This is a genomic window from Micrococcus sp. KRD070, from assembly GCF_017168435.1.
Lineage (GTDB): Bacteria > Actinomycetota > Actinomycetes > Actinomycetales > Micrococcaceae > Micrococcus > Micrococcus luteus.
This window is the reverse complement of record NZ_JABFNH010000019.1, coordinates 20,467-42,672: the sequence shown is the minus strand read 5'-3', so window position 1 is coordinate 42,672 and position 22,206 is coordinate 20,467. Positions and strand designations below refer to the sequence as shown.

Genomic DNA, 22,206 nt, shown 5'->3' with positions numbered 1-22,206 from the left:
GACCGTCGTGTGCCGCCGGTGACCGTGGCGGCGCTCCCCGGTGACCGTGGGGAGGGCGACGGAGGCGCCCCGGGTGGCGGGGCCCTCTTCCCCTCGAAGGTACGCGCGGGTCCGGGGGCGGTCAACGAAGCCGGCGGCGAGGCCGCGCCGTGTCGCGCCGGCTCCGCTCAGGCGAAGTCCTCGGGGCGCACGGTGTCCAGGAAGTCGCGGAAGTCCTCGACGGCGCGCTCCTGGCCGGCGTCCTCCTCCCCCGTCCGCGCCGGCATGCCGGCGTCCGCGAGCACGGCGGGGCTGCCCAGCACGGGGGCGTCGGCGCGCAGGGCGACCACGACGGCGTCCGACGCGCGGGCGTCGACCCGGGCGCCCGTGGAGAGCACGAGCTCGGCGTGCACGACCTCGTCCCGGACCTCGGTGAGGCGCACCCGCACGACCTCGGCGCCCAGGGCGTCGACGGCGGCCAGGAGCAGCTCATGGGTGAGGGGCCGGGGCGCGCGGACGCCCTCGAGCGCGAGCGCGGCGGCGGCGGCCTCGGGCGCGCCCACCCACAGCGGGACCATCGTGCGGCCGGGCGGATCCACCAGCAGGATCACGTGGTGCTGTTCGGGCAGCTCGACACGCACGCCGAGCACGGAGAGCGGCACGTCGCCGGCGTCGTCGGCGGGCACGGGGCGCGGCTCAGTCATCCCACTGCTCCAGTCCCACGGCCACGAGGGCCGCATGCAGCCGCAGGCTGGCCTGCGCGATCTCGCGTGCCGAGCGGGCCACGCGGGGGCGGGTGCCGGCGTCGCGGCGGGCCTGCAGCGGGGCGACGGCGCGCTCCACCAGGCCCAGTTCGCGGTCGGCCGCGGCCCGCAGCGGGCGGAGGTGCCGGGGCTCCAGGCCGTGGCCCGCGAGCACGACGGCGGCCCGGGCCACGTCCATCGCGTGGCTCGGGTAGCCGCCGTCGGGATCGACGGGCAGGAGCGAGTACTGATCCAGCTCGGCCAGCAGCTCCTCGCCCGCACCGGATTCGGCGGCGAGCTCGGCGCGGGTCCACGACCGGCGACCCCCGGCGACCTCGCGGCCGAGCCGCTCCGCGTCCGAGGACGCCGGGACCGCCGCGGTTCCGGGCAGGCCGGTGGGGCGTTCGCCGCGGTCCAGCGCGGCCAGGTGGTCGGCGATGACCTTGAGCGGCAGGAAGTGGTCGCGCTGCAGGGCGAGGACGAACCGGAGCCGGTCCACGTCCCCGGGCCGGAAGCGCCGGTAGCCGGCGGGAGTCCGCTCGGGCAGGACGAGGCCGCGGTCCTCCAGGAAGCGCACCTTGGACGCGGTGACGCCGGGGAATTCGGCTTCGAGGGCGGCCACGACCTCGCCGATGCCCAGCCGGCCCGCAGGGCGGGCGGCGGGGACGGCGTCGGGTCGCGGGCGCGGATCGGTCACGGGGATGACGGCTCAGCCCCGCGCCGGTGCGGCGTAGTACGTGAGCCGGTATTTGCCGATCTGCACGTGCATCCCGGAGCGCAGCAGGATCTCGTCCACGCGGTCGTGGTTCACGAAGGTGCCGTTGAGGGAGTTCAGGTCCACGAGCCGATGGCCGCCGTCCTCGGCCCGGAACTCCGCGTGACGACGGGAGACCGTGACGTCGTCGAGGAAGATGTCCGCGTCCGGGTGGCGCCCCACGGAGACCACGTCCTCGTCCAGCAGGAAGCGGGCGGACTGGTCCGGGCCCTCGTGGGCGAGCAGCAGCGCGGAACCGGCCGGGAGGGCGCGGATCGCGTCCGACTCCTCGCGGGTGAGGTCCGCCGAGACCAGCGGCGCCAGCTCGGTGAGGTTGATGGCGGAGGTGGACAGGTCCGGTTCACGTCCGGGCTGGTTCATGGGGTGCTCCTGTGCGGGGGCCGGCGCCGCGGCGCCGGATGGAGAGACGAAGGGGACGCCGTCGCCCCGCCGGCCAGCGACGGGGCGACGGCGGACGGGGCTCAGCTGGTGTGCGAGGCGTAGCCCTCGGCGTCCATGAGGCCCTCGAGCTGGGCCTCGTCCGCGAGGGTGATCTCGAACAGCCAGCCGCCCTCGTAGGGGGCAGAGTTGACCAGGCCGGGCTCGCCGTCGAGCTCGTCGTTGACGGCGGCCACGGTGCCGGAGACCGGGGCGTAGATGTCCGAGACGGACTTCGTGGACTCGACCTCGCCCACCGCGGTGCCCGCGGTGACCTCGGTGCCGACCTCCGGCAGGTCCACGTAGACGACGTCACCCAGCGCATCCTGGGCGAAGTCGGTGATGCCCACGCGGACCGTGCCGGCGGCACCGGCCTCGGCGATCCACTCGTGCTCGGCGGAGTACTTCAGGCCTTCGGGGATGGAGCTCATGGAGTGCGCGTCCTTTGTGTGGTCGGGAGTGATGACGTCGTCTCGCAGACTACCGAGCGGCGCGTGATTCGCGCCACTGGCGCGCTCAGAGCACGCCGCGCATGCCGCGACGCACCGGCTTGGCGATGGCCAGCACGAGCAGGCCCACGCCCAGGGTGACCGCACCGATCATGCCGAAGTAGCCCACCTCGTTCTGCTCCGAGTAGGAGCCGGCCAGGGAGCCTGCCAGGGCCGTGCCCAGGGCGACGGACAGGTTGTACAGCGACACCATCATCACCGGGTAGCTGCGCGGGGCGACCTTGGTGGCCAGGGAGAGGCCCACCGGGGAGACGAGCAGCTCGCCCATGGTGCAGACGAAGAGGATCAGCGTCAGCCACAGCAGCGGCACGGCGACGACGTCGGCCACCGGGATGAACAGCAGGAAGGCGATGCCGATCAGGACGATGCCGATGCCGAACTTCACCGGGGTGGCGGGCTGGCGGGCGCCCAGCTTGGTCCACAGCGCGGCGAACACCGGGGCGAACACGATGATGAAGATCGGGTTGATGGAGTTGACCCACTCCATGGGCATGAGCCAGCCGAACAGGTTCCGGTCGAGGCGGTGCTCGGAGTACAGCGCGATCACGGTGAACTGCTGCTGGAAGAGGGCGAAGAACACGGACGTGCCGATGAACAGCGGGATGAACGCCTTCACGCGCGAGCGCTCCTCCTCCGTGACCTTCGTGGAGGTCAGCAGGACGGCGAAGATCGCGATGGCCGCGACGGCGGCGAGCACGACGACGGCGTCGGAGAGGTTGCCCAGGGTGACGACGCCCGTGAGGAACAGGACCACGACGACGGCGACCATCCCCAGGCCGATCAGGCCCCAGCGGCCGTACTGCGACCGCGGCAGCGGATCCGGGACCCGGTGCACGTCCGTGGGCAGGTTCTTGCGGGTCAGGGCGTACTGCGCCAGGCCGATGGCCATGCCGGCGGCGGCGAGGCCGAAGCCGACGTGGAAGCCCAGCGTGTCCCGCGCCAGGCCGGTCAGCAGCGGGCCGAAGAGGGCGCCGATGTTCACGCCCATGTAGAAGATGGAGAAGCCGGCGTCGCGCTTGGGGTCCTCGCGGGAGTACAGGGAGCCGACGAGGTTCGTGGCGTTGGCCTTGAGGCCGCCCGAGCCGACGGCGACGAGCACGAGGCCGAGGGCCAGGCCCGGGACACCCGGGACGAGGGCCAGCGCGATGTGGCCGAACATGATCCCGACGGCGCTGATGAACATGGTGCGCTCGGAGCCGAGCAGGCGGTCGGCGACCCAGCCGCCGAGGATGCAGAACACGTACACCATGCCGCCGTAGGCGCCGACGATGCCCGTGGCCACGGCCGGGTCGATCCCGAGGCCGCCCTCCGCGGCGGTCCAGGACATGTAGTACACGAGCATGGCCTGCATGCCGTAGAAGGAGAAGCGCTCCCACAGCTCCACGGAGAACAGGTTCGCCAGCGGGCCGGGCTGGCCGAGGAACGGGCGGCCGCGCCAGTCGGGGGTGGCGTCGTCGGGACGGGTGGCCGTCGACGCCGCCACGCGGGCGGGCGGCTCGACGTCGGGCACGCGGCCCGCGAGAGGATTCTGGGGATTTTCCACCGATCCACTGTCCTCCTCCGAGGGAGTCAGGGCAAACTCCCTGCCCGGTGACGCCGATCACATCCGCTGCCCGCGCGGCGTCCGTCCTAGAGTGGAGGCCGTGTCCGTCACCTCCGAGATCGCCCGTGCCCGCTCCCTCATCCGCGTGGTCCCCGACCATCCCAGCCCGGGCGTGGCCTTCCAGGACATCACGCCCCTGCTCGCGGACGCCCGCGCCCTGAGGGCGTGCGTCGAAGCCCTGGTGGCGCCGTTCGAGGGGCGGTTCGACCTCGTGGCCGGCCTCGAGGCCCGCGGGTTCCTGCTCGCCGGGGCGGCCGCCGTCCTGACCGGCACCGGCCTCGTGCCGCTGCGCAAGGCCGGGCGCCTCCCGGCTCCCGCGGCCCGTGCGGACTACACGCTGGAGTACGGGAACGCGAGCATCGAGGTGTCGGAAGACCTGCGGGCCGGGTCACGGGTGCTCCTGCTCGACGACGTCCTCGCCACGGGCGGCACCCTCGCCGCCGGCCGACGGCTCATCGAGGCGCGGGGCGCGGAGGTGGTGGGCGCGGCCTGCCTGCTGGAGCTCACGGCCCTTGGCGGCCGGGCCGTCGTGCCGGACACGCACGTGCTGTTCGCGTCCTGAACCGCCCCGCCCGACCGACGGAGAGTGGCGGACCAGGCTGCTCCGCGCCGGGTACGACGAAGCCGGAGCCCCGAACTGCTGAACTCCGGCTTCGTCGACGTGGTCGGGCTAGCGGGATTTGAACCCACGACCTCTTGACCCCCAGGCGTCCAGACCGTTCATACTTCTCCGAAAATGCGACGTGACGGCGTAGCCGAGCTCCAGATGCTCGGCCGCGTAGTCGGCCGGGATCACGACGGAGCCACCTCGCTTCCGGCCAGCACGGCGGAGGGCGAGGGAGTCGTCGTCGCGGACGTCGGTGACCGTCCACCTGTTGCTGTTGCTGACCCAGCCACGCCCGGAGCGCAGGCGCCGGTCGTTGTGTCGGGTGATGACGGTGTCCCCGGCGGCGGCGCGGGTGCCGTCGTGCAGTTCGACTTCGCGGAGGGCGTTCACGATGCCGTCAAGGATCAGCTCGGCGCGGGCTCGCCGGTTGAGGGCGAGCACGGCTTCGTTGGAGTCGGCCACGAGCACCGCCGCCCGCCCGGCCAGCGTGTCGGCGCGCCACGCCCGGTAGGCGACTTCGACCATCGCCTCGCTGTCGCCTTCGGCGATGCGGCCGTGGTCCGCGTAGGCGTTGATGACGCTGGTGTCGCCGTGGCGCAGGCCGAGGGAGGCAGTCTTCTCCCAGGCGTGGGCGAGGCGGTGCACGGCGGTGAGCTCGGGGGCGTCATCCCGGTCGTGGACGAGCATCGCGTAGGCGCCGGCCGCGGTCGGCAACTGGAGCTGAGCGTAGTCCCCGACGACCAACGTCTTCGCCCCGGCCGCGGTGGCGAGGGCGGTGATGCGGTCGAGGGCGAGGGTGCCGGCCATCGACGCCTCATCGACGATGACGAGCTGCCCCCGGCGGAACGTGGCCCCGGTGCGGTCGTGGGTGTCCAGCCACTTCGCCGTGTTCTCGGCGGCAATCCCGAGGTCGTCGGCGAGGACGTGCGCCGCGACCGCGGACGGAGCGAGGCCGACGACAGAGCCTCGGCCGTGCTCGTGCTCCCACGCTCGGCGCAGCGCGTTCATCGCCGTCGTCTTCCCAGCCCCGGCCGGCCCTACGAGCACGTCGATCATCCGGCCTGACAGCGCGATCCTCGCCAACGCGTCCGCCTGGTCCGGGCCGAGGGTGCGGCCCTCCCGGTCGGGCCGGGCCGTGATCCGCTCTACCGTCGCCAACGGCACGGTCGGGCCGGTAGTGGTGCGGGCGCGCTCGAGGAGGCGGTCTTCGGCCGCCAGCAGAACCTCGGAGGAGAACACGGCCGAGTGCTTCGGCCGGAACACTGATGTGCCATCCGGGCGGCGGAACGCCGCGGGGCTCGAAGCGAGCTCGGGCGGGGTCAGCCGCAGCGACACGGACTCGGCGGCGTCGACCACGAGGCCGACGATCGCTTCCCGGTCTTCGGTGGAGGCGAACCTGTAGCCGGTGGTCTGCCGGGCGGCCTCGGCCATCAGGTTCTGAGCCGCCCCCTTCATTCGGTCCGGACGTTCTGTGAGTCGCCGGTTTCCATTTGATGGGTGCACTGCCGAGCGTACTCGGCTGGGGTTAGGTAGCCGAGCGAGGAGTGCCGGCGGTGGTGGTTGTACTCGTCCTTCCAGTCGCCGATGATGACCTGTGCGTGCAGCAGCGAGTAGAAGCTGTTGATGTTGAGGCACTCGTCGCGGATCCGGCTGTTGAACGACTCGACGTACCCGTTGCGCCACGGCGAGCCCGGAGGGATGTAGGACAGGCCGGTGCGGGTGCCGGCCCAGTCGGCCATCGCCTCGCTGATGAACTCCGGCCCGTTGTCCGACCTGAGCACCGCCGGGGCGCCCCGGGCGGCGACGAGGTCCTCGAGGTGGGCGGTGAGTCGGTCGGCGGTAATCGAGCGCTCCACGAGCCCGCCGCGGACGACCTGCTCGGGGGTGTGACGCTTCCTGCTGTTCGTCATGATCTGACCAGTCTCCCTGCCCGCGACCGCGGGCAACAGGACGACTCTCATAACGACTGGACCTACGAAACGGGGTCAGCCCAGGGGAGACCTTTGCGTGGTGCGCCATCTCGCTGCCCTGGTCCCTTACCAGCGAGGTCTGCATCATCCGGGGCAGCTCGGTGAAGTACTCGATCACCGCGTCCGCGGGGGCCCTCGGCGTGTTTCGAGGGCAGGGCGAGCGGGCCGGTGAACCCGCTCATCCGCTCCACCAGCGTCGCCGCGCACGAGGACCCGTTCTTCCCGATGATCAGGTCGCCCTCCCAGTGCCCGGGTACCCGCCGCTTCGCCGCGTCCTCGCCACGCTCCGCGATCGGGACCATCCCCACGATCGGCCCGCCTCGGGAGCGGCCGTGCGTGCGGGGCCGGCGCTTGGTCCGTTTGGACTGCAAGAAGATCCCACGCTTGGCGAGTTCTCCGCGGGGGATCGCGTAGATGTACTGGTAGATCGCTTCTCCGCTGACGGTGCGGCCCTGAGCGTCGGGAGAGTTCGCCATGCGTTCAACGGTCGGGTCTGCGGCCTCCAGACGCAAGCGACCCGCGATCTCGTTCGGCATCCATGACGCTGCGAGGTCGGCGTTGACGCGGGCCTCGAGTACCGGGTCCTTTGCCACTTTCCGGACCTGTGGGCGAGAGCGCTGGCGTTGCGCTTTCACGTCCGCGGTCACGGCTTGATAGCCGCGCGTCTTCGTCGAGTTCGGTCGAAGCTCTCTGGAGACCACCGAAGGGCATCTACCCAGGTGAGACGCGATCTTCCGGACTCCCCACCCGGCCTTCGATCCCGTCGAGATCTCCATCCGCTCCGTGAACGTGAGTCGCCGCCGCACCATCCCAGGCCTCCTCGCCTCGAGCCCCCACCGACCGGGAGTGTTGCTACGACGCTATGACACCACCAACCGACAGTCATCTCTTGCCGATTTACATCCAGCCGACGACCTGAATGAAGCCAGCAGCCGAATGCACTCGACGGTCTACGTCGAAGTCGTGGTCTGGTCCAGGTCTCGGCGTCCCTTGCGGAGCCCGATTTCGTAGGCTGTAAAGGAAATGAGCGTCAGTGCGATTAACGGCAGCACGAACCACGCCATGGCTACGGTGAATCCCTCCAGTGCATCGTGCGCTGTGGCAGCCAGCACAAGGTATCCGGTGTAGGCGGCGTACAAAACCACGAACAAGCCGCCCTCCCAACGCGCCACCGCGAAGCCCGTGAACGCGATCGGCAGTAGTGCCACTGCGGCCGCCAGCATTACTGGGATATCGAAGGCCACTGCGGCGCCGGATACGGGAATGCCCTCAAGAGAGATGAGCGCGGTTAGTCCTAGCACTACCCCTATGTTGAAGATATTGCTGCCGACCACGTTGCCCACCGCTAGGTCGCGTTCACCGCGACGCACGGCAATGATGGACGTCGCCAGCTCGGGCAGCGATGTCCCGACAGCCACAACGGTCAGTCCGACCACGAGGCTGCTTACGCCCAACGTGGTGGCTATGTTCACTGCTCCTTCCACGAGCAGCGTGGCACCGGCGACCAGCAACGCGACCCCCAGCAGCACAAAGAAGAGCGACCTGCTGACCGAGGCGCCTAGCGCAGCCCCTTCCTCGTCGGCTGGATCGACGGTTGCCGAATCTCCTGTCCCTTCCCGGGCATTCACCGCGGTCTTGGCGTCCCGCCGACTAATCACCACGGACATTATGGTGTGGACCACCACACCGAAAAATAGTATCAGCCCGTCCACCGCACTGATCCTCCCATCCAGGGACACAAGGAGCAGTAGAACTGACAAGACGACCATCAGGGGCAGGTCAAAGCGGATCAGCCTCCGCTTTACAGCGAGGGGAACGACCAGCGCGGACAGTCCCAGGATGAGCAGGACATTAATGATGTTGCTGCCAACCGCATTGCCCACGGCAAGCCCCGGTTCATCACGCAGTACAGCACCGACGCTCACTGCGAACTCGGGTGCCGACGTCGCCGCTGACACTACGGTGAGACCGATCACCAATGACGAAATCCCGAAACGTCCGGCCAGTGCTGACGCCCCACGCACCAGAAATTCCCCACCCAAGACCAGCAGCACCAGTCCGGCCACGATCCGTCCAATATCAAGCGCATCCATGAGTAGGAGTGTACGGACCACAGTTCAGGCCCTGCCACGAGCACCCGCTGACCTCGAGATTTCACTGGGGTGTGGTCTCGACGGGTGGGCGTCATAGAGAAAGGTGCTCCTGGCCTGGGATGATACGGGGTGTCGAGTCTCGTAATCCCTGGCCGGAAGGAGCACCTTTCAGGTGTCCCACCCTACCGTGTTCTTCTACCCCCGCCCGCGTGTGGACGTCGCTGAGGTCCCGGCGGCCTCGCATGCGGGCGCGGTGCTGCTGACCGACACGATCCACGCCACCGGCCTCGCCTCTTCGCTGCGTGAAGCGTTGGGTTCATGGACGAAACCGCTGGCCGAGCATCACGCCTCCAAGGTCCTGCTGGACCTCGCGATGACTCTCGCGGTGGGCGGGGAGGTCGCCCGTGACACCGACCTGCTGCGGTGCGAGCCGGGCCTGTTCGGTGACGTCGCCTCGGCCCCAACGATCTCCCGCACGCTCACCACCCTCGCTGAGGACGCGCCCGCCGTGATGACCGCGATCGCCAGGGCTCGCAGGACCGCGCGCGAGCAGGCCTGGGCCCTGGCCGGCGAGCATTCCCCGGCCGAGGGGACGAGCGCGAAGACCCCGCTGGTCATCGACCTCGACGCCACCCTGATCAACGTCCACAGTGAGAAGGAGCAAGCCGCCCCGACGTTCAAACGCGGCTTCGGCTACCACCCTCTGTACGCGTTCCTGGACCACGGCAGCGAAGGAACCGGGGAACCGCTCGCGATCCACCTTCGCCCCGGCAACGCGGGCTCGAACACCGCCAGCGATCACATCGCCGTCACCCGTCTGGCCCTTGCGCAGCTCCCACCGGCCCTGCTGGGCCGGGGCGGGCGGGGATCGAAAAAGGTCCTGATTCGCACCGACGGGGCCGGCGGCCCCAAGGACTTCGCGGGCTGGCTGGAGCGGCAGCGTCTGGCCTACTCAGTCGGGTTCACCCTCCCCGCGAACACTCCTGACCTGTTGGAACGTATTGATGAGGCGAAGGCGTGGACTCCTGCCTACGACACCGACACCGAAGGGATCCGCGATGGGGCATGGGTCGCGGAACTGACCGGACTACTGGACCTGCCCGGGTGGCCCCCGGAATGCGGGTAACCGTAAGGAAGGAACGCCCCCACCCCGGAGTGCAGCTACGGATCACCGATCACAAAGGGATGCGGATCACTGCGTTCGCGACCAACGCCCCACGCGGCCAGCTTCCAGTGCTGGAGCTGCGTCACCGCCGCCGCGCGCGCTGCGAGGACCGGATCCGCAACGCCAAGGACATGGGCCTGATGAAGTTCCCGCTGCAGGGATTCGCGCAGAACCAGGTCTGGTGCCAGATCGTCCAGCTCGCCGGCGTCATCGTCGCCTGGATGCAGGCCATCGCGCTGGCCGGCCATGATGCACGTCGCTGGGAGCCCAAACGGTTTCGCGCACGGTTGTTCGAGATCCCCGCGACCATCGTGCGCCGCTGTCGGCACAAGATCCTGCATTCGAGGCTCATCGCATTTGAGGGTGTAGCAAGGGTCTGAAGCCGCCTGATTCGAGGAGGCTGCGGGCGATGTAGTTGGTGAGGTTGCGGAAGCCGAGGGCGGAGCCGCGCAGGTGTTCGAGCCGGCCGTTGATCGCCTCCGTCGGACCGTTGCTGGTGCCCAGTCGCTCGAAGAACGCCAGCACGTCGGCGGCGCGTTTGGTCAGTGTCCGGCCGAGCTTGCCCAGTTCCTCGAGGGTGTCGGGGACCTTCTTGCTCAGCGCCGCGATCACCTTCTCCATCTTGGCCTTAGCCTTTGCGCGGTCGAATTCTCGATACGCGGCGACCATGGCCTGGTAGATCTCCCAGGCCGCTTCGACCGCGGCGTGCTTCTCGTGGGCGAAGAGGACGCTGAGGTGTTCTTTTTGGCGGTCGGTCAGCAGGCTCATCCCGGTGTGGAGGGTGCGGCGCAGTTCGGCGCAGTTGCGTCCGGCAGAGTGGTGTACGAATCCCGCAGCACGTTGACTCCGGTTGGCGTGTCGACCGCGAAGTAGAAGCGGTCACCGCGGGAGGCTTTCGAGGAAACTCTCACATCCCACTCGAAAGGGACACCCGCGATGACCGCTCCCCACGATATCGACCCCCAGGCGTTTCTGTCCGATCTGCTCACCCAGGCCTCGCCGGACTTGATGCGTCAGATGCTCACCACCTTCATCAATGCCCTGCTGTCGGCCGAGGCTGACAGCGTGTGCGGCGCCGCCTACGGCGCCCGCTCGGATGAGCGCACCAACCGGCGTAACGGCTACCGGCACCGGGACCTGGACACCCGCGCCGGCACCATCGACGTCGCGATCCCGAAACTGCGCGAAGGCACCTACTTTCCCGACTGGCTCCTGGAGCGGCGCCGCCGCGCCGAGGCAGCGCTGACCACGGTGGTCGCCACCTGCTACCTGCTCGGCGTCTCCACCCGCCGGATGGACAAACTGGTGCAGACTCGGCATCACGGGCCTGTCGAAATCGCAGGTCTCAGAGATGAGTAAAGACCTGGATGCGCAGGTCGAAGCGTTCCGCACCCGGCCGCTCGATGCTGGGCCGTATCGGTTTGTCGCCGCCGACGCGCTCGTGCTCAAAGTGCGTGAACACGGCCGGGTCGTCAAGGTCGCCGCCATGGTCGCCACCGGCATCAACAACGACGGCTACCGCGAGATCCTCGGCCTGCAACTGGGCACCGCGGAGACCAGGGAGGGGTGGCTCGGGTTCTTCCGTGATCTGGCTGCCCGCGGCCTGTCGGGGGTGGAGCTGATCACCTCCGATGCCCATGCCGGGCTGGTCGAAGCGGCCGGGGCGGTGTTCGGGACGGCGCAGTGGCAGCGCTGCCGCACCCACTACGCGGCCAACCTGATGGCGGTGTGCCCGAAGTCGCAGTGGCCCGCGGTGAAAGCGCTGCTGCACAGCGTCTACACCCAGCCCGACGTCGAGGCGGTGATCGCCCAGTACGAGCACATGATCGACAGCCTGGCCACCCATCTGCCGGCCGCTGCCGAGCACCTCGAGGGCGCCCGCGATGAGGTGCTCACGTTCACGAAGTTCCCGAAGGAGGTGTGGAAGAAGATCTGGTCGAACAACCCGAACGAACGGCTCAACAAGGAGATCCGGAGACGCACCGACGTCGTCGGCATCTTCCCCAGCCGAGTCGCGGTGATTAGACTCCTCGGCGCGGTGCTGGCCGAGCAGCACGACGAATGGACCGAATCACGGCGCTACATGAGCCTGGAATTGCTGACCGCGACCGACACGATGCTCGCCGAAGCAGCCGCGAAAGCCGCGGCTGAACAAGCCGCCCTACAGGTCAGCGACACCATGACCGACGACCCCGGCCACGCGGCACTCGCCGCCTGACAACCCACCCGACCACGAGGAACCCGACAAAGCCTCGATACACCACTCAAAAGGACTTGACCATGGCTATGCCCGAGACCGACCTGCTGCGCATCGGCCGCTGGTGCCGTGAACGCGTGCCCGAGCACCTGTGGGATCAGGTGAGAGTAGAAGCCGAGATCGCCGACCGGCACGTCACGATCATCGAGACGCGGCCGCCGTGGGACGGGCAGGGCGACTGGACGCGGTTCCCGGTCGCGCGCCTGCGATACACCGTCAAGACCGGCCAGTGGAGCATCTACTGGCGTGACCGGCACATGAAGTTCCACGAGTACACGAAGAGGCGCCCGACGAAGAACGTCCAGAGTCTGCTCGACTACATCGGCAGCCACCAGGATCCGATCTTCTGGGGCTGAGAGCTCCCACGGCCGTGTCGGTACTCACCGCTACGGTCGGGAGTATGAGCGAAGAGCAATGGGATGAAGCGGCCTTCCGCGCATCGATCCCGGCCGCGCGCGAGAAGGTTGAGTTTGCCGCAAGGTTCTGCGAGATCGGCCCCTCACAGCCCCGCTGGGATAGTCACCGTCCCGTCGTCGAGTTGATCTTCTACCTCTGCAAGCTCGACTACGACATCAAGGTGCTCCTGCTGCCTTCCTGACCGATTGAAGCGCCCTGGGTTTGTTGGAGACTCCTGACCTTGGAAACGAGGATGGAGTTATGCCGAAAGAGCAGACAGCGGGGAAGCCGACGACGCGTCGGTATTCGCCGGAGGAGAAGGCCGCGGCGGTCCGGATGGTGAGGACGCTGCGTGCCGAGCTGGGGACCGAGCATGGGACCGTCAATCGGGTCGCGACGCAGCTCGGGTACGGGGTCGAGTCCGTGCGGATGTGGGTCAAGCAAGCCGACATCGACGACGGCGTCACCTCTGGCGTGAGCAGCGCTGAGGCGCGGCGGGTGCGTGAACTGGAGCAGGAAGTCCGGGAGTTGCGGCGGGCCAACGAGGTCCTCAAGCGTGCTGCGTCTTTCTTCGGGGCGGAGCTCGACCGCCACTACCGGAAGTAGTCGCGTTCATCGACGCGAACAAGGATGACCTGGTCGACGCTCGCCGGCTCGGAGTCGAGCTCATCTGCAGGCTGCTGCAGGTGGCTCCGAGCAGCTACTACGCCGCCAAGACCCGCGCCCCCTCGGCTCGCGCGGTGCGGGACGAGGAGCTGATCCCGCAGCTGGTCGAGCTCTAGGAGACGAACTACCGCGTCTATGGAATCCGCAAGCTCTGGAAAGCCGCCGGCCGGGCGGGGATCATGATCGGCCGAGATCAGACGGGCCGGCTCATGCGCGCCGCAGGGATTAAGGGCGCGACCAGGTCGAAGCGGGTGAAGACGACCCGGCCAGATCCGACCGCGGCGCGGCACCCGGACCTCGTGAAGCGGGAGTTCACCGCGCCTGCCCCGAACCGGCTCTGGGTCACCGACCTGACGTTCGTGCCGACGTGGGCCGGCGTCGCGTACGTCTGCTTCATCGTCGACGCGTTCTCCCGGATGATCGTCGGGTGGCGGTGCGCGTCACACATGCGCACCGAGATGGTCCTCGACGCGATCGAGATGGCCCGCTGGTCCCGCGGCGCTCGCCACGAGGACCTGCGCTGCCACAGCGACGCGGGGTCTCAATTCACCTCCATTCGCTACGGCGAACGCCTCGCCGAGATCGGAGCGACACCGTCGATCGGGACCGTCGGGGACAGCTATGACTGTCAGTCTCTGAGGGCCGGATTCCGCGAGGATGAGGAAGTCCTGGCCGTGGTGCTCTGACCCATCTCTACGATTGACCCACATGGTGTCTTGGCGTTGATCTGTCGGGCCCGCGGCCGGGCACGTACGACCACTGCCGCCGGTCCGGGCGTGACCTGATAGGAGCCTGGAGCATTTTCGTGACCGTGTCCCCGTGACAGTCCTGTCCGCCCACCGGCGTCGGTGCCGCCCCCGCACCCGTAGCCGAAGGACAGCCTCGTATATGAGCCAGATCGCCCCCACCCGTTCCGGTCACGTCGTGATCGGCGTGGACACCCACAAGCACATCCACGTGGCCGCCGTCATGGACTCGATCGGTGGGATTCTCGCGACCGGCACGATCGCCACCGACCGTGCCGGTTACCAGCAGCTACTGGACTGGGCCGCGGACTACGGCACCATCATCGCGTTCGGCATCGAGGGCACAGGCTCCTACGGGGCTGGTCTGGCCTCGTACATCCGTCGCCAGGGGCACAAGGTCGTGGAAGTCTCGCGCCCAGACCGACGCCTGCGTCGGTTGAACGGGAAGTCCGACACCTTGGACGCTGAGAACGCGGCCCGCGCAGTCCTCGCGGGTTTCGCCACCGCCACGCCCAAGAGCGCCGATGGGAGCGTGGAAATGATCCGTCAGCTCAAAGTCGCTCACGACACTGCGGTCAAAGACCGCTCTGCAGCGATGATCACGTTGAAGGCGATGCTCGTGCACGCCGAAGAGAATCTACGCAAGGTACTGCAGGGGAAGACGCAGAAGATGATCGCCCGCCACTGCGCTTCCCTGCGCCCCCGCGCGCTGAGCACGCCGGAGGAGGCCAATCGTCATGTGCTCCGGTCGCTGGCCAGGCGGTGGCTGTCGTTAAACGAGGAGATCCTCGAGCTCGAGGCCATGATCAAGGGGCTCGTGATCGCGCGTGCGCCGCACCTGCTCGACCAGTTCGGGATCGGCGTGGACACGGCAGCGGAGATCCTAATCGTGGCCGGGGACAATCCCGAACGGATCAAGAGCGAGGCAGCATTCGCCAAGCTCGCCGGCATCAGCCCCGTGCCTACAGGCTCAGGGATGAGCAGCGGAAAACATCGGATCAATCATGGCGGTCACCGTCAGCTGAACGCAGCCATCTACAGGACAGTCATCGTGCGGATGCGCTTCCATGAGCCCACGATCGCCTACGTGGCACGACGCACCGCGGAGGGCAAGTCCAAGCGAGACATCATTCGCTGCCTCAAGAGGTACGTGATCCGCGAGGTCTACCACCTCGTGAAGACCAACCCTCGCACCGGTCAGATCGCGAGTTGACAACTATAGGAGCATCAACGCCCTGGCCGAGACCGTGAACGGCTATTACAAGGCCGAGCACGTCCGCGGACCCGCACGGCCAGGTCCCTGGCGGACGGTCGAGGACCTCGAGCTCGCGACCCTCGGGTGGGTGTCCTGGCACAACACGCAACGCCTCCACGGCTACCTCGGCGACGTCCCACCCGCCGAGTTCGAGGACACGTTCTATGCTGTCGAAGCCGGCCGCGAACAGCTGGTCGGAATCAAATAGCGCGAGTCTCCATCAGACCCAGGGGGCTTCAGGGCCAACGCTCTGGTCACCGACGAGATCGATTTTGGATCGAGCCGCTCGGCCACTGAGGAAGTTCTGAATTCCCGGGGATATAAGTCGAGCCGAACGCCGAACCGTAGGGTCTGTCTCGATCAGTTTGTGCTAAGGAATATGTCAGGCACGGAAAGAGGCCCAGGCGCTCCCCTCGAGGGAGTACCTGGGCCTCATTCCATTTTCCCTCGTCAGATGCGGACTCTGACCCGTGGGAACGTGGTCGGGCTAGCGGGATTTGAACCCACGACCTCTTGACCCCCAGTCAAGCGCGCTACCAAGCTGCGCCATAGCCCGTGGCGAATCGCGGTCATCCGCGCTTCGGCACCCGATGAGCATACCCCACCGGCACCGCCGGGCGCGAATCGGAAGCGGGCCTGCCAGGTCGTCGTTGTCAGGGGCAAACCGCGCGACACCCCCGAAACGTGAACAAGGGGCCCACGTCCTCTTCACAGACGTGAACCCCTCATCCCTTGACCGAGGGCCACCCGACCGAGAGTCCCCCAGCGACCGCGGCCCCGGCGTACCGGTGGGCCTGGCGGTCTGCACGAACCCTCTCATGACTGAGGGTGCAGTCGTGCACGGGTGAAGCGTAACACGTCGAGCCGCTCCGATCCGCCGTTCCGGGCGGGTCGAAGAGGCGTGTCGGGGGGCTCACGGATCCCCGTCGCAGGATCAGTACGTGAAGGTCCGGTCCCCCACGCGGAATTCGACATCCTTCAGGTCCGGGATGGCGTTGCGCGCCCGCTCCGCCGCCTCCCGCATCGTGTCCTCGAGGACCTGGGGATCGGCATCGAGCAAAGACTGGCCGTACTCGATGACCACCTTTCCGTCCTCCCGGAGCGCCTCGACGTCGACGATGTCCGAACCGGAGGGCAGGGATCGCGTCAGGTCCTCGACGACCTCGGCGGCGCGCTGGTCCGCCTCTGCGAGGGCGCCCTCGGCCTCCTGGCGCAGCTGCCCCAGGTCCACGCGGTCCGAGGCGTCCGCCTCCAGCTCGCTGATCCGGTCCTCGGCCTGGGCGAGCCGGTCCTCCGCGCTCTGCAGCGCGGCCCGGGTCTCGCCGTCGTCGACCGCGCAGCCGGATGCGGCCAGCGCGAGCGCGGCCAGGGTGGCCAGGGACAGGGCGGCGGGGCGACGTCGGATGAGGCTCATGCCCTCAGGCTACGAGGCGAAGGTGGACGAACGGTGGGAGCTTGCCGGGACGACGACGTCCCCCGGCACGGCAGGCCGAGGGACGTCGTCGGGGCAGAGCCGGATCAGCGGCGGCGACCGCGCTTCTCGCGCACGCGCATCCCGATCTCGAGGGGCGTGCCCTCGAACCCGAACGTCTCGCGCAGGCGGCGCACGATGAACCGGCGGTAGCCGGGGTCCAGGAACCCGGTGGTGAACAGCACGAACTTGGGCGGCCGGCTCGAGACCTGGGTCGCGAACAGGATGCGGGGCTGCTTGCCGCCGCGCAGCGGGTGCGGGTGGGCCGCCACGAGCTCGCCGAGGAACGCGTTGAGCTTGCCCGTGGGGATGCGGGTGTCCCACGAGTCCAGGGCGAGGTCCAGCGCGGGGACGAGACGGTCCTTGTGCCAGCCGGTCTTCGCGGAGATGTTCACGCGCGGCGCCCAGGCGACGTGCGCCAGGTCCCGGTCGATCTCCTTGGCCAGCTGGTGCCGGCGGTCCTCATCCACCTGGTCCCACTTGTTGAACGCGATCACGAGGGCACGCCCGGAGTCCAGCACCATCTGGAGGATGCGCACATCCTGCTCCGAGATCACGTGCGGCGCCTCGAGCAGCACCACGGCCACCTCGGCGCGGTCCAGGGCGGAGGCCGTGCGCAGCGACGCGTAGTAGTCGGCGCCGTGGGCCATGTGCTGCCGTCGACGGATGCCGGCGGTGTCCACGAAGCGCCACAGGCGTCCGCCGAGCTCCACGAGCTCGTCCACGGGGTCGCGCGTGGTGCCGGCCAGGTCGTCCACCACCACGCGGTCCGAGCCGGCCAGCTTGTTCAGCAGCGAGGACTTGCCCACGTTCGGCCGGCCCACGAGGGCGATCCGGCGCGGGCCGCCGCGCGGCACGAGACCTCCGTGGGCGGACTCCTCCGGCAGCGCCTCGAGCGCGGCGTCCAACAGGTCCGCGACGCCGCGGCCGTGCACCGCGGACACCGGGTACGGGTAGCCGAAGCCGAGCGACCACAGGGTGGCGGCGTCGGCCTCCTGGACCATGTCGTCCACCTTGTTGGCGGCCACGATCACGGGGCGGTCCTTGCGGCGCAGCATCGAGACCACGGCCTCGTCCGTGGCCGTCATGCCGACGGTGGCGTCCACCACGAACACGACGGCGTCCGCCACGTCCACGGCCAGCTCGGCCTGCTCGGCCACGCGACGGTGGATGCCCTTGGCGTCGTGCTCCCAGCCGCCGGTGTCCACCACGGTGAACTCGCGGCCGTTCCACTCGGCGTCGTAGGAGACGCGGTCGCGCGTCACGCCGGGCACGTCCTCCACGACGGCCTCACGACGGCCGATGATGCGGTTGACGAGCGTGGACTTGCCGACGTTCGGCCGGCCCACGACGGCCAGCACGGGCGGCACGGGCGCGTCGACGTCCTCGTCCGGCCCGAGCTGCCACGCGTCGAGGAGGGCGGCGTCGTCCTCCTCGAGCTCATAGTCGGCCAGGCCGGCGCGCAACGACGCGGCACGCGCCTCGGCCTCCTCCTCGGTCATGGCGGCGAGCCGCTCGGCCACCTGATCGTCGCCGGCGGGGACGAACTCGTCCTCACCGGAGCGGTGCTGGGGGTTCTCGGTCATCGTCGGCCTCCCTTCACGGCCGGGATGCCGGCCTGGTCCTCGACGGCGGCCAGGACGGCCGCCACGGTCTGCTCGAAGTCGAGCTCGGTGGAGTCCACGAGCGCCACCCCGTCGGCGGGGCGGTCGAACGTGGACACGGTGGCGTCGCGGGCGTCGCGCCCGGCCACCTGACGGTGCAGCGTGCCGGCGTCGACGCCGGTCTCCCCCGCCGCGGCCAGCTGGCCCGAGCGGCGGGCGGTGCGCACGGCCTCGGACGCCGTGAGCAGCACGCGCGCGTGGGCGTCCGGGGCCACCACCGTGGTGATGTCGCGGCCCTCGGCGACCATCCGGCCCGCGGCGGCGATCGCCGCCCGCTGGCGACGGTGCAGCTCCTCGCGCACCGGGATCACCACGGCGACGGTGGAGACCGTGTCCGTGACCTCGGGGCCGCGGATCGCCTCGGTGACGTCCGTGCCGCCGACCCGCACGGCCTCGACGTCCGGGTCGGTGGACTGGTCCAGGTCCATGGCGACGGCGGCCGCCGCCACGGCCTCCGCATCGGCCAGGTCGACGCCCTCGTTCAGGCAGTGCCACGCCACGGCGCGGTACATGGCGCCGGTGTCCAGGTACGCGGCGCCGAGACGCCGGGCCACGGCCTTGGACACGGACGACTTGCCCGAGCCCGAGGGGCCGTCCACCGCCACCACGAGCGGCGCGGGTGCGACGTCGTCGCGGGTGTGCTCGGTCATCTCAGACCACCTTCCATCCGGCGGCGGTCAGCGCCGCCACGAGTTCGTCCCTGCGGCCGGGCAGCACGGAGATCTCCACCATGCCGACCCGGTGGCCCGAGGCGTGCTCGAGCCGCAGGTCCTCCACGTTCACGTCCGTGCGGCCGACCTCGTCGAGGAGGGCCGCGATCTGCCCGGGGGCGTCGTCCACGATCACCGTGACCACCGCGAACGCCTGCGGCGGCGCCCCGTGCTTGCCGGGCACCCGTGCCCGACCGGCGTTGCCCTCGGCGATCAGCTGCGCCATGTCCAGCCGCGCCCCGGGGGCGGAGGGGTCCTCCAGGGTGCGGATCAGCCGGTCCAGGTCCGCCCGCAGCCCGTGCAGCGCCGGCACGATCCGCCCGGCGTTGCCGGAGAGGATCTGCACCCACAGCTGCGGGTCCGACGCTGCGATCCGGGTGGTGTCCCGCAGCCCGTTGCCGGCCAGGGCGAGCGCCTGGTCCGGGGTGTCCTGCAGGCGGGAGGCCACGAGCGAGGCGGCGATCTGCGGCAGGTGCGAGATCAGCGCGACCGATTCGTCGTGGGCGCGGGCCGCCATCCGGTACGGGGTGGCCTGCAGCGTCAGCGCGAGCGCCCGACCGGCCGCGAGGGCGCCCGGGTGCGTCGTGTCCGTCGGGCACAGCACCCACGGCGCCTGCGTGAACAGGGTGCCGCGGGCCGCCACGGGACCGGACCGCTCGGAGCCGGCCATCGGGTGCGTCCCGAGGTACCGGTCGGCGTCCTGCGGGGCCAGGCGGCCGTCGTCGACGGCAGCGCGCACGCCCGCGGCGACCGCCTCCTTCACCGAGGCGATGTCCACCACCACGGCCGCGGGCCAGCGGCGCAGCGAGTCGACCACGACGTCGGCGGTCACGTCCGGCGGCGCGGCCACGACGACGAGTCCCGGGGCGACGTCGAGGTCGTCGCCCTCGGCGTCCAGGCGGGCGGGGCGTCCGGCGCGGATGTCCGCGGCCACGGCCAGGGCGGCGGGCGAGGGGTCGTGCAGGCGCACGTCCACACCGGCCGCGCTCAGCCCGATGCCGATCGAGGCGCCCAGCAGACCGGTCCCCCGGACGAGCACGGGCTGCGGGATCCCGGCCGGGCCGTCACCGAGCTTGGCGGCGGACTCGGCGGGCGCGCTCACAGGCCGACCAGGGCCTTGAGGTGGCCCAGCTCCTGCGCGTTGAGCGCGCGGACGGTGCCCTGCTTCTGGTCGCCCAGCAGGATGGGGCCCACCTTGACGCGGACGAGCCGCTCGACCGGGTGGCCGATCTCCTGGAACATGCGACGCACGATGCGGTTCTTGCCCGAGTGCAGCACGACCTCGACGAGCACGTGGCCCGGCGTCGAGTCGACGAGCTTGAACGAGTCGACCTGCGCCACGCCGTCCTCCAGTTCCACGCCCTCGCGCAGCCGGTTGGAGACGCCCTTGGCCAGCGGGCCGCGGGTCTGCACGACGTAGGTCTTGGGGACCTCGTAGCTGGGGTGGGTGAGGCGGTTGGCCAGCTCACCGTCGTTGGTGAGGATGAGCAGGCCCTCGGTCTCGTTGTCCAGACGGCCCACGTGGAACAGGTGCTCCTGCCCGGGCTTGAGGTAGGTGGCGATCGAGGGCCGGCCCTCCGGGTCCACCATCGTGGAGATCACGCCGCGGGGCTTGTTGAAGACGAAGTACTGCTTGGTCACGTCCGTCTGCACGGAGATGCCGTCCACCCGGATCACGGCCCGGGCCGGGTCCACGCGCACGCCGGGCTCGGTGACGACGACGCCGTCCACCTCCACACGGCCCTCCGCGATGAGGTCCTCGCTCACGCGCCGGGACGCCACACCCGCCGCGGCCAGCACCTTCTGCAGGCGCTCGCCCGACTCGTCGTGGATGCGGTCGAGGTGGGCGGCCTTGGCCCGGGCGGCGCCGGCGCCGCGGCCGCGGCGGCCGCGGGTGCGCGGCACGGCGTCCTCGTCGAAGGGGGCCTCCTCACGGGGGGCGGCGGCGCCGCGGCGGGCACCGATCTGTCGCTGGAAATCGCGCTCCTGGAACGGGCCGCCCCGTCGACCGACGGCGGGGGTGCGTCCGGAGCCTCGCGGCTTGCGGGAGTTCATGGGGAGGGCGTCCTTTCGGGTGCGCGTCAACGGCGCCGGTCGGGCCGGCGGCGGACGGGTCAGGGGGTGAGGGACGGCCCGGAGACGGACACGCCCGGCTCCATTCTCGCAGATCGACGGCGTCGCGTCTCCCGGCCACCGCTCCCCCGGCCGCGAGCGCGCAGAGAACCGGCCCGGTCCCGCGACGGGACCGGGCCGGCGTCGTCGGCGCTCAGCGGACGGTCACGGCGCGCCGCCGCGGCAGATCAGCTCGCGGGCGAGCTGCCGGTAGGCCTTGGCGCCGTCGTGGTTCTCGGCGAACAGGGTGATGGGCGTGGCCGCCACCGTGGCGTCGGCGAACTTGATGGACCGCTTGATGACGGTCTCGAACACGCGGTCCCCGAAGCCGGCCACCAGCGAGCCCACGACCTCCTTGGAGTGCAGGGTTCGCTGGTCGAACATCGTGGCCAGCACGCCGTCGATCTCCAGGTCCGGGTTGAGCCGGTCCTGCACCTTCTCGATCGTCTCGACGAGCAGGGCGACCGCGCGCAGCGCGAAGAACTCGGCGGTCAGCGGGATGATCACGCCGTGCGAGGCGGTCAGCGCGTTGACGGTCAGCAGGCCCAGCGAGGGCTGGCAGTCGATGAGGACCACGTCGTAGTCGTCGCGGACCTGGCGCAGCGCGCGCTCGAGGACCTGCTCGCGGGCCACCTCGTTGACGAGCTGCACCTCGGCCGCGGACAGGTCGATGTTGGCCGGCAGCAGGTCCATGTTCTCGAAGTCCGTGGACAGGATCGCGTCCTTCGCGGTCACGGACCGTTCCATGAGCACGTTGTACACCGTGGTGTCGAGCTCGTGCGGGTTCGCGCCCAGGCCGGCCGAGAGGGCGCCCTGCGGGTCGAAGTCCACCATGAGCACCCTGCGGCCGTAGCCCGCGAGCGCGGCGCCCAGGTTGATGGTGGAGGTCGTCTTCCCGACGCCGCCCTTCTGGTTCACCATCGAGATGATCCGCGCCGGGCCGTGCGAGGTCAGGGGTGCGGGCTCGGGGAAGTCGTGCTTGGGCCGGCCGGTGGGCCCGAGCACGGGCTCGCCGTGGATGGTCATCACGGGGATCGGTTCTCTCGAGGTCACGGCGGCGCCGGCTCC

Annotated in this window: 17 protein-coding genes, 1 tRNA gene, 7 pseudogenes and 1 other annotated feature; of the genes and pseudogenes, 8 read left to right on the top strand and 17 right to left on the bottom strand. The window is 69.9% G+C overall.

What is annotated here, in order from left to right; translation table 11 throughout:
- Positions 1 to 167 precede the first annotated feature (167 nt).
- The 5 genes from J1M38_RS06950 to J1M38_RS06930 form a co-directional block, all read right to left on the bottom strand.
- Positions 168 to 683: a bifunctional nuclease family protein gene (locus J1M38_RS06950; protein WP_073116584.1), complete on the bottom strand. Its 516-nt coding sequence runs from the start codon at positions 681 to 683 to the stop codon at positions 168 to 170.
- Positions 676 to 1,419, bottom strand: coding sequence for a MerR family transcriptional regulator (locus tag J1M38_RS06945; RefSeq protein ID WP_060974307.1), 744 nt, complete (start codon positions 1,417 to 1,419; stop codon positions 676 to 678). The genes J1M38_RS06950 and J1M38_RS06945 overlap by 8 nt, the downstream gene beginning before the upstream one ends.
- Before the next feature lie 12 nt (positions 1,420 to 1,431).
- Positions 1,432 to 1,857 carry an FHA domain-containing protein gene (locus J1M38_RS06940; protein WP_049146965.1) on the bottom strand — a complete coding sequence of 142 codons (426 nt, stop codon included), beginning with the start codon at positions 1,855 to 1,857 and terminating at the stop codon, positions 1,432 to 1,434.
- A 101-nt stretch (positions 1,858 to 1,958) separates the two neighbouring features.
- Positions 1,959 to 2,345 carry a glycine cleavage system protein GcvH gene (gene gcvH / locus J1M38_RS06935; RefSeq protein WP_002854607.1) on the bottom strand — a complete coding sequence of 129 codons (387 nt, stop codon included), beginning with the start codon at positions 2,343 to 2,345 and terminating at the stop codon, positions 1,959 to 1,961.
- Positions 2,346 to 2,430: 85 nt separating this feature from the next.
- Entirely contained in the window at positions 2,431 to 3,966 is a 1,536-nt protein-coding gene (locus tag J1M38_RS06930; RefSeq protein ID WP_134377088.1) for a peptide MFS transporter, read from the bottom strand.
- 100 nt (positions 3,967 to 4,066) lie between these two features.
- Here J1M38_RS06930 and J1M38_RS06925 point away from each other — a divergent pair, with 100 nt between their 5' ends.
- Positions 4,067 to 4,588: an adenine phosphoribosyltransferase gene (locus J1M38_RS06925; protein ID WP_036316668.1), complete on the top strand. Its 522-nt coding sequence runs from the start codon at positions 4,067 to 4,069 to the stop codon at positions 4,586 to 4,588.
- A 174-nt stretch (positions 4,589 to 4,762) separates the two neighbouring features.
- Here the strand turns inward: J1M38_RS06925 and J1M38_RS06920 are convergent.
- From J1M38_RS06920 to J1M38_RS06905, 4 genes and pseudogenes are all read right to left on the bottom strand, one after another.
- A pseudogene (locus J1M38_RS06920) lies at positions 4,763 to 6,070 on the bottom strand (AAA family ATPase); the annotation flags it as partial.
- A gap of 14 nt (positions 6,071 to 6,084) precedes the next feature.
- Positions 6,085 to 6,522, bottom strand: a pseudogene (locus tag J1M38_RS06915) (integrase core domain-containing protein); the annotation flags it as partial.
- An 83-nt stretch (positions 6,523 to 6,605) separates the two neighbouring features.
- Positions 6,606 to 7,379 (bottom strand): IS30 family transposase, encoded by a 774-nt coding sequence (locus J1M38_RS06910; protein WP_230278250.1) that lies wholly within the window; start codon positions 7,377 to 7,379, stop codon positions 6,606 to 6,608.
- 174 nt (positions 7,380 to 7,553) lie between these two features.
- Positions 7,554 to 8,696, bottom strand: coding sequence for a calcium/sodium antiporter (locus tag J1M38_RS06905; RefSeq protein ID WP_043282823.1), 1,143 nt, complete (start codon positions 8,694 to 8,696; stop codon positions 7,554 to 7,556).
- Between the two features lie 187 nt (positions 8,697 to 8,883).
- On the opposite strand from J1M38_RS06905, the pseudogene J1M38_RS06900 reads away from it, so the two are divergent.
- A pseudogene (locus J1M38_RS06900) lies at positions 8,884 to 10,154 on the top strand (IS1380 family transposase); the annotation flags it as partial.
- Positions 10,155 to 10,209: 55 nt separating this feature from the next.
- Here J1M38_RS06900 and J1M38_RS06895 read toward each other — a convergent pair.
- Positions 10,210 to 10,671 (bottom strand): annotated as a pseudogene (locus J1M38_RS06895) (transposase); the annotation flags it as partial.
- Positions 10,672 to 10,797: 126 nt separating this feature from the next.
- Here J1M38_RS06895 and J1M38_RS06890 point away from each other — a divergent pair.
- The 6 genes and pseudogenes from J1M38_RS06890 to J1M38_RS06865 form a co-directional block, all read left to right on the top strand.
- Positions 10,798 to 12,079: pseudogene (locus tag J1M38_RS06890) on the top strand (IS256 family transposase).
- A 62-nt stretch (positions 12,080 to 12,141) separates the two neighbouring features.
- Positions 12,142 to 12,474, top strand: coding sequence for a DUF3024 domain-containing protein (locus J1M38_RS06885; protein ID WP_036315702.1), 333 nt, complete (start codon positions 12,142 to 12,144; stop codon positions 12,472 to 12,474).
- Positions 12,475 to 12,518: 44 nt separating this feature from the next.
- A complete protein-coding gene (locus tag J1M38_RS06880; protein ID WP_010078466.1) occupies positions 12,519 to 12,716 on the top strand; it encodes a hypothetical protein in 198 nt (65 codons plus the stop codon).
- Between the two features lie 59 nt (positions 12,717 to 12,775).
- Positions 12,776 to 13,806 (top strand): annotated as a pseudogene (locus J1M38_RS06875) (IS3 family transposase); the annotation flags it as partial.
- Positions 13,075 to 13,209, top strand: a sequence feature (AL1L pseudoknot). Its footprint overlaps the pseudogene before it by 135 nt.
- A gap of 262 nt (positions 13,807 to 14,068) precedes the next feature.
- Positions 14,069 to 15,139 carry an IS110 family transposase gene (locus J1M38_RS06870; RefSeq protein WP_134377477.1) on the top strand — a complete coding sequence of 357 codons (1,071 nt, stop codon included), beginning with the start codon at positions 14,069 to 14,071 and terminating at the stop codon, positions 15,137 to 15,139.
- A gap of 16 nt (positions 15,140 to 15,155) precedes the next feature.
- Positions 15,156 to 15,389 (top strand): annotated as a pseudogene (locus J1M38_RS06865) (integrase core domain-containing protein); the annotation flags it as partial.
- 271 nt (positions 15,390 to 15,660) lie between these two features.
- On the opposite strand, the gene J1M38_RS06860 reads toward J1M38_RS06865, so the two are convergent.
- The 7 genes from J1M38_RS06860 to J1M38_RS06830 all read right to left on the bottom strand — a co-directional run bounded on the left by J1M38_RS06860 (position 15,661) and on the right by J1M38_RS06830 (position 22,164).
- A tRNA-Pro gene (locus J1M38_RS06860) sits at positions 15,661 to 15,737 on the bottom strand.
- A 378-nt stretch (positions 15,738 to 16,115) separates the two neighbouring features.
- A complete protein-coding gene (locus J1M38_RS06855; RefSeq protein WP_044659889.1) occupies positions 16,116 to 16,595 on the bottom strand; it encodes a hypothetical protein in 480 nt (159 codons plus the stop codon).
- Between the two features lie 104 nt (positions 16,596 to 16,699).
- Positions 16,700 to 18,238, bottom strand: a complete 1,539-nt coding sequence (gene der / locus J1M38_RS06850; RefSeq protein WP_049147779.1) for a ribosome biogenesis GTPase Der — start codon at positions 18,236 to 18,238, stop codon at positions 16,700 to 16,702.
- Complete coding sequence (gene cmk / locus J1M38_RS06845) at positions 18,235 to 18,966, bottom strand: (d)CMP kinase (protein ID WP_041102682.1); 732 nt, start codon at positions 18,964 to 18,966, stop codon at positions 18,235 to 18,237. The genes der and cmk overlap by 4 nt, the downstream gene beginning before the upstream one ends.
- 1 nt (position 18,967) lies before the next feature.
- Positions 18,968 to 20,128 (bottom strand): prephenate dehydrogenase, encoded by a 1,161-nt coding sequence (locus J1M38_RS06840; RefSeq protein WP_063189213.1) that lies wholly within the window; start codon positions 20,126 to 20,128, stop codon positions 18,968 to 18,970.
- Entirely contained in the window at positions 20,125 to 21,081 is a 957-nt protein-coding gene (locus J1M38_RS06835) for a pseudouridine synthase (RefSeq protein ID WP_041102683.1), read from the bottom strand. The genes J1M38_RS06840 and J1M38_RS06835 overlap by 4 nt, the downstream gene beginning before the upstream one ends.
- Before the next feature lie 222 nt (positions 21,082 to 21,303).
- Positions 21,304 to 22,164, bottom strand: coding sequence for a ParA family protein (locus J1M38_RS06830; protein ID WP_036315755.1), 861 nt, complete (start codon positions 22,162 to 22,164; stop codon positions 21,304 to 21,306).
- Positions 22,165 to 22,206 lie beyond the last annotated feature (42 nt).

Excerpts from the sequence above, each read along its gene's own strand:
- der (WP_049147779.1), bottom strand. The coding sequence starts at position 18,238 with ATGACCGAGAACCCCCAGCACCGCTCCGGTGAGGACGAGTTCGTCCCC.
- J1M38_RS06830 (WP_036315755.1), bottom strand. The coding sequence starts at position 22,164 with ATGACCATCCACGGCGAGCCCGTGCTCGGGCCCACCGGCCGGCCCAAG.
- J1M38_RS06885 (WP_036315702.1), top strand. The coding sequence starts at position 12,142 with ATGGCTATGCCCGAGACCGACCTGCTGCGCATCGGCCGCTGGTGCCGT.
- cmk (WP_041102682.1), bottom strand. The coding sequence starts at position 18,966 with ATGACCGAGCACACCCGCGACGACGTCGCACCCGCGCCGCTCGTGGTG.
- J1M38_RS06905 (WP_043282823.1), bottom strand. The coding sequence starts at position 8,696 with ATGGATGCGCTTGATATTGGACGGATCGTGGCCGGACTGGTGCTGCTG.
- J1M38_RS06855 (WP_044659889.1), bottom strand. The coding sequence starts at position 16,595 with ATGAGCCTCATCCGACGTCGCCCCGCCGCCCTGTCCCTGGCCACCCTG.
- J1M38_RS06910 (WP_230278250.1), bottom strand. The coding sequence starts at position 7,379 with ATGGAGATCTCGACGGGATCGAAGGCCGGGTGGGGAGTCCGGAAGATC.
- J1M38_RS06835 (WP_041102683.1), bottom strand. The coding sequence starts at position 21,081 with ATGAACTCCCGCAAGCCGCGAGGCTCCGGACGCACCCCCGCCGTCGGT.
- J1M38_RS06950 (WP_073116584.1), bottom strand. The coding sequence starts at position 683 with ATGACTGAGCCGCGCCCCGTGCCCGCCGACGACGCCGGCGACGTGCCG.
- J1M38_RS06880 (WP_010078466.1), top strand. The coding sequence starts at position 12,519 with ATGAGCGAAGAGCAATGGGATGAAGCGGCCTTCCGCGCATCGATCCCG.
- J1M38_RS06870 (WP_134377477.1), top strand. The coding sequence starts at position 14,069 with ATGAGCCAGATCGCCCCCACCCGTTCCGGTCACGTCGTGATCGGCGTG.
- gcvH (WP_002854607.1), bottom strand. The coding sequence starts at position 2,345 with ATGAGCTCCATCCCCGAAGGCCTGAAGTACTCCGCCGAGCACGAGTGG.
- J1M38_RS06940 (WP_049146965.1), bottom strand. The coding sequence starts at position 1,857 with ATGAACCAGCCCGGACGTGAACCGGACCTGTCCACCTCCGCCATCAAC.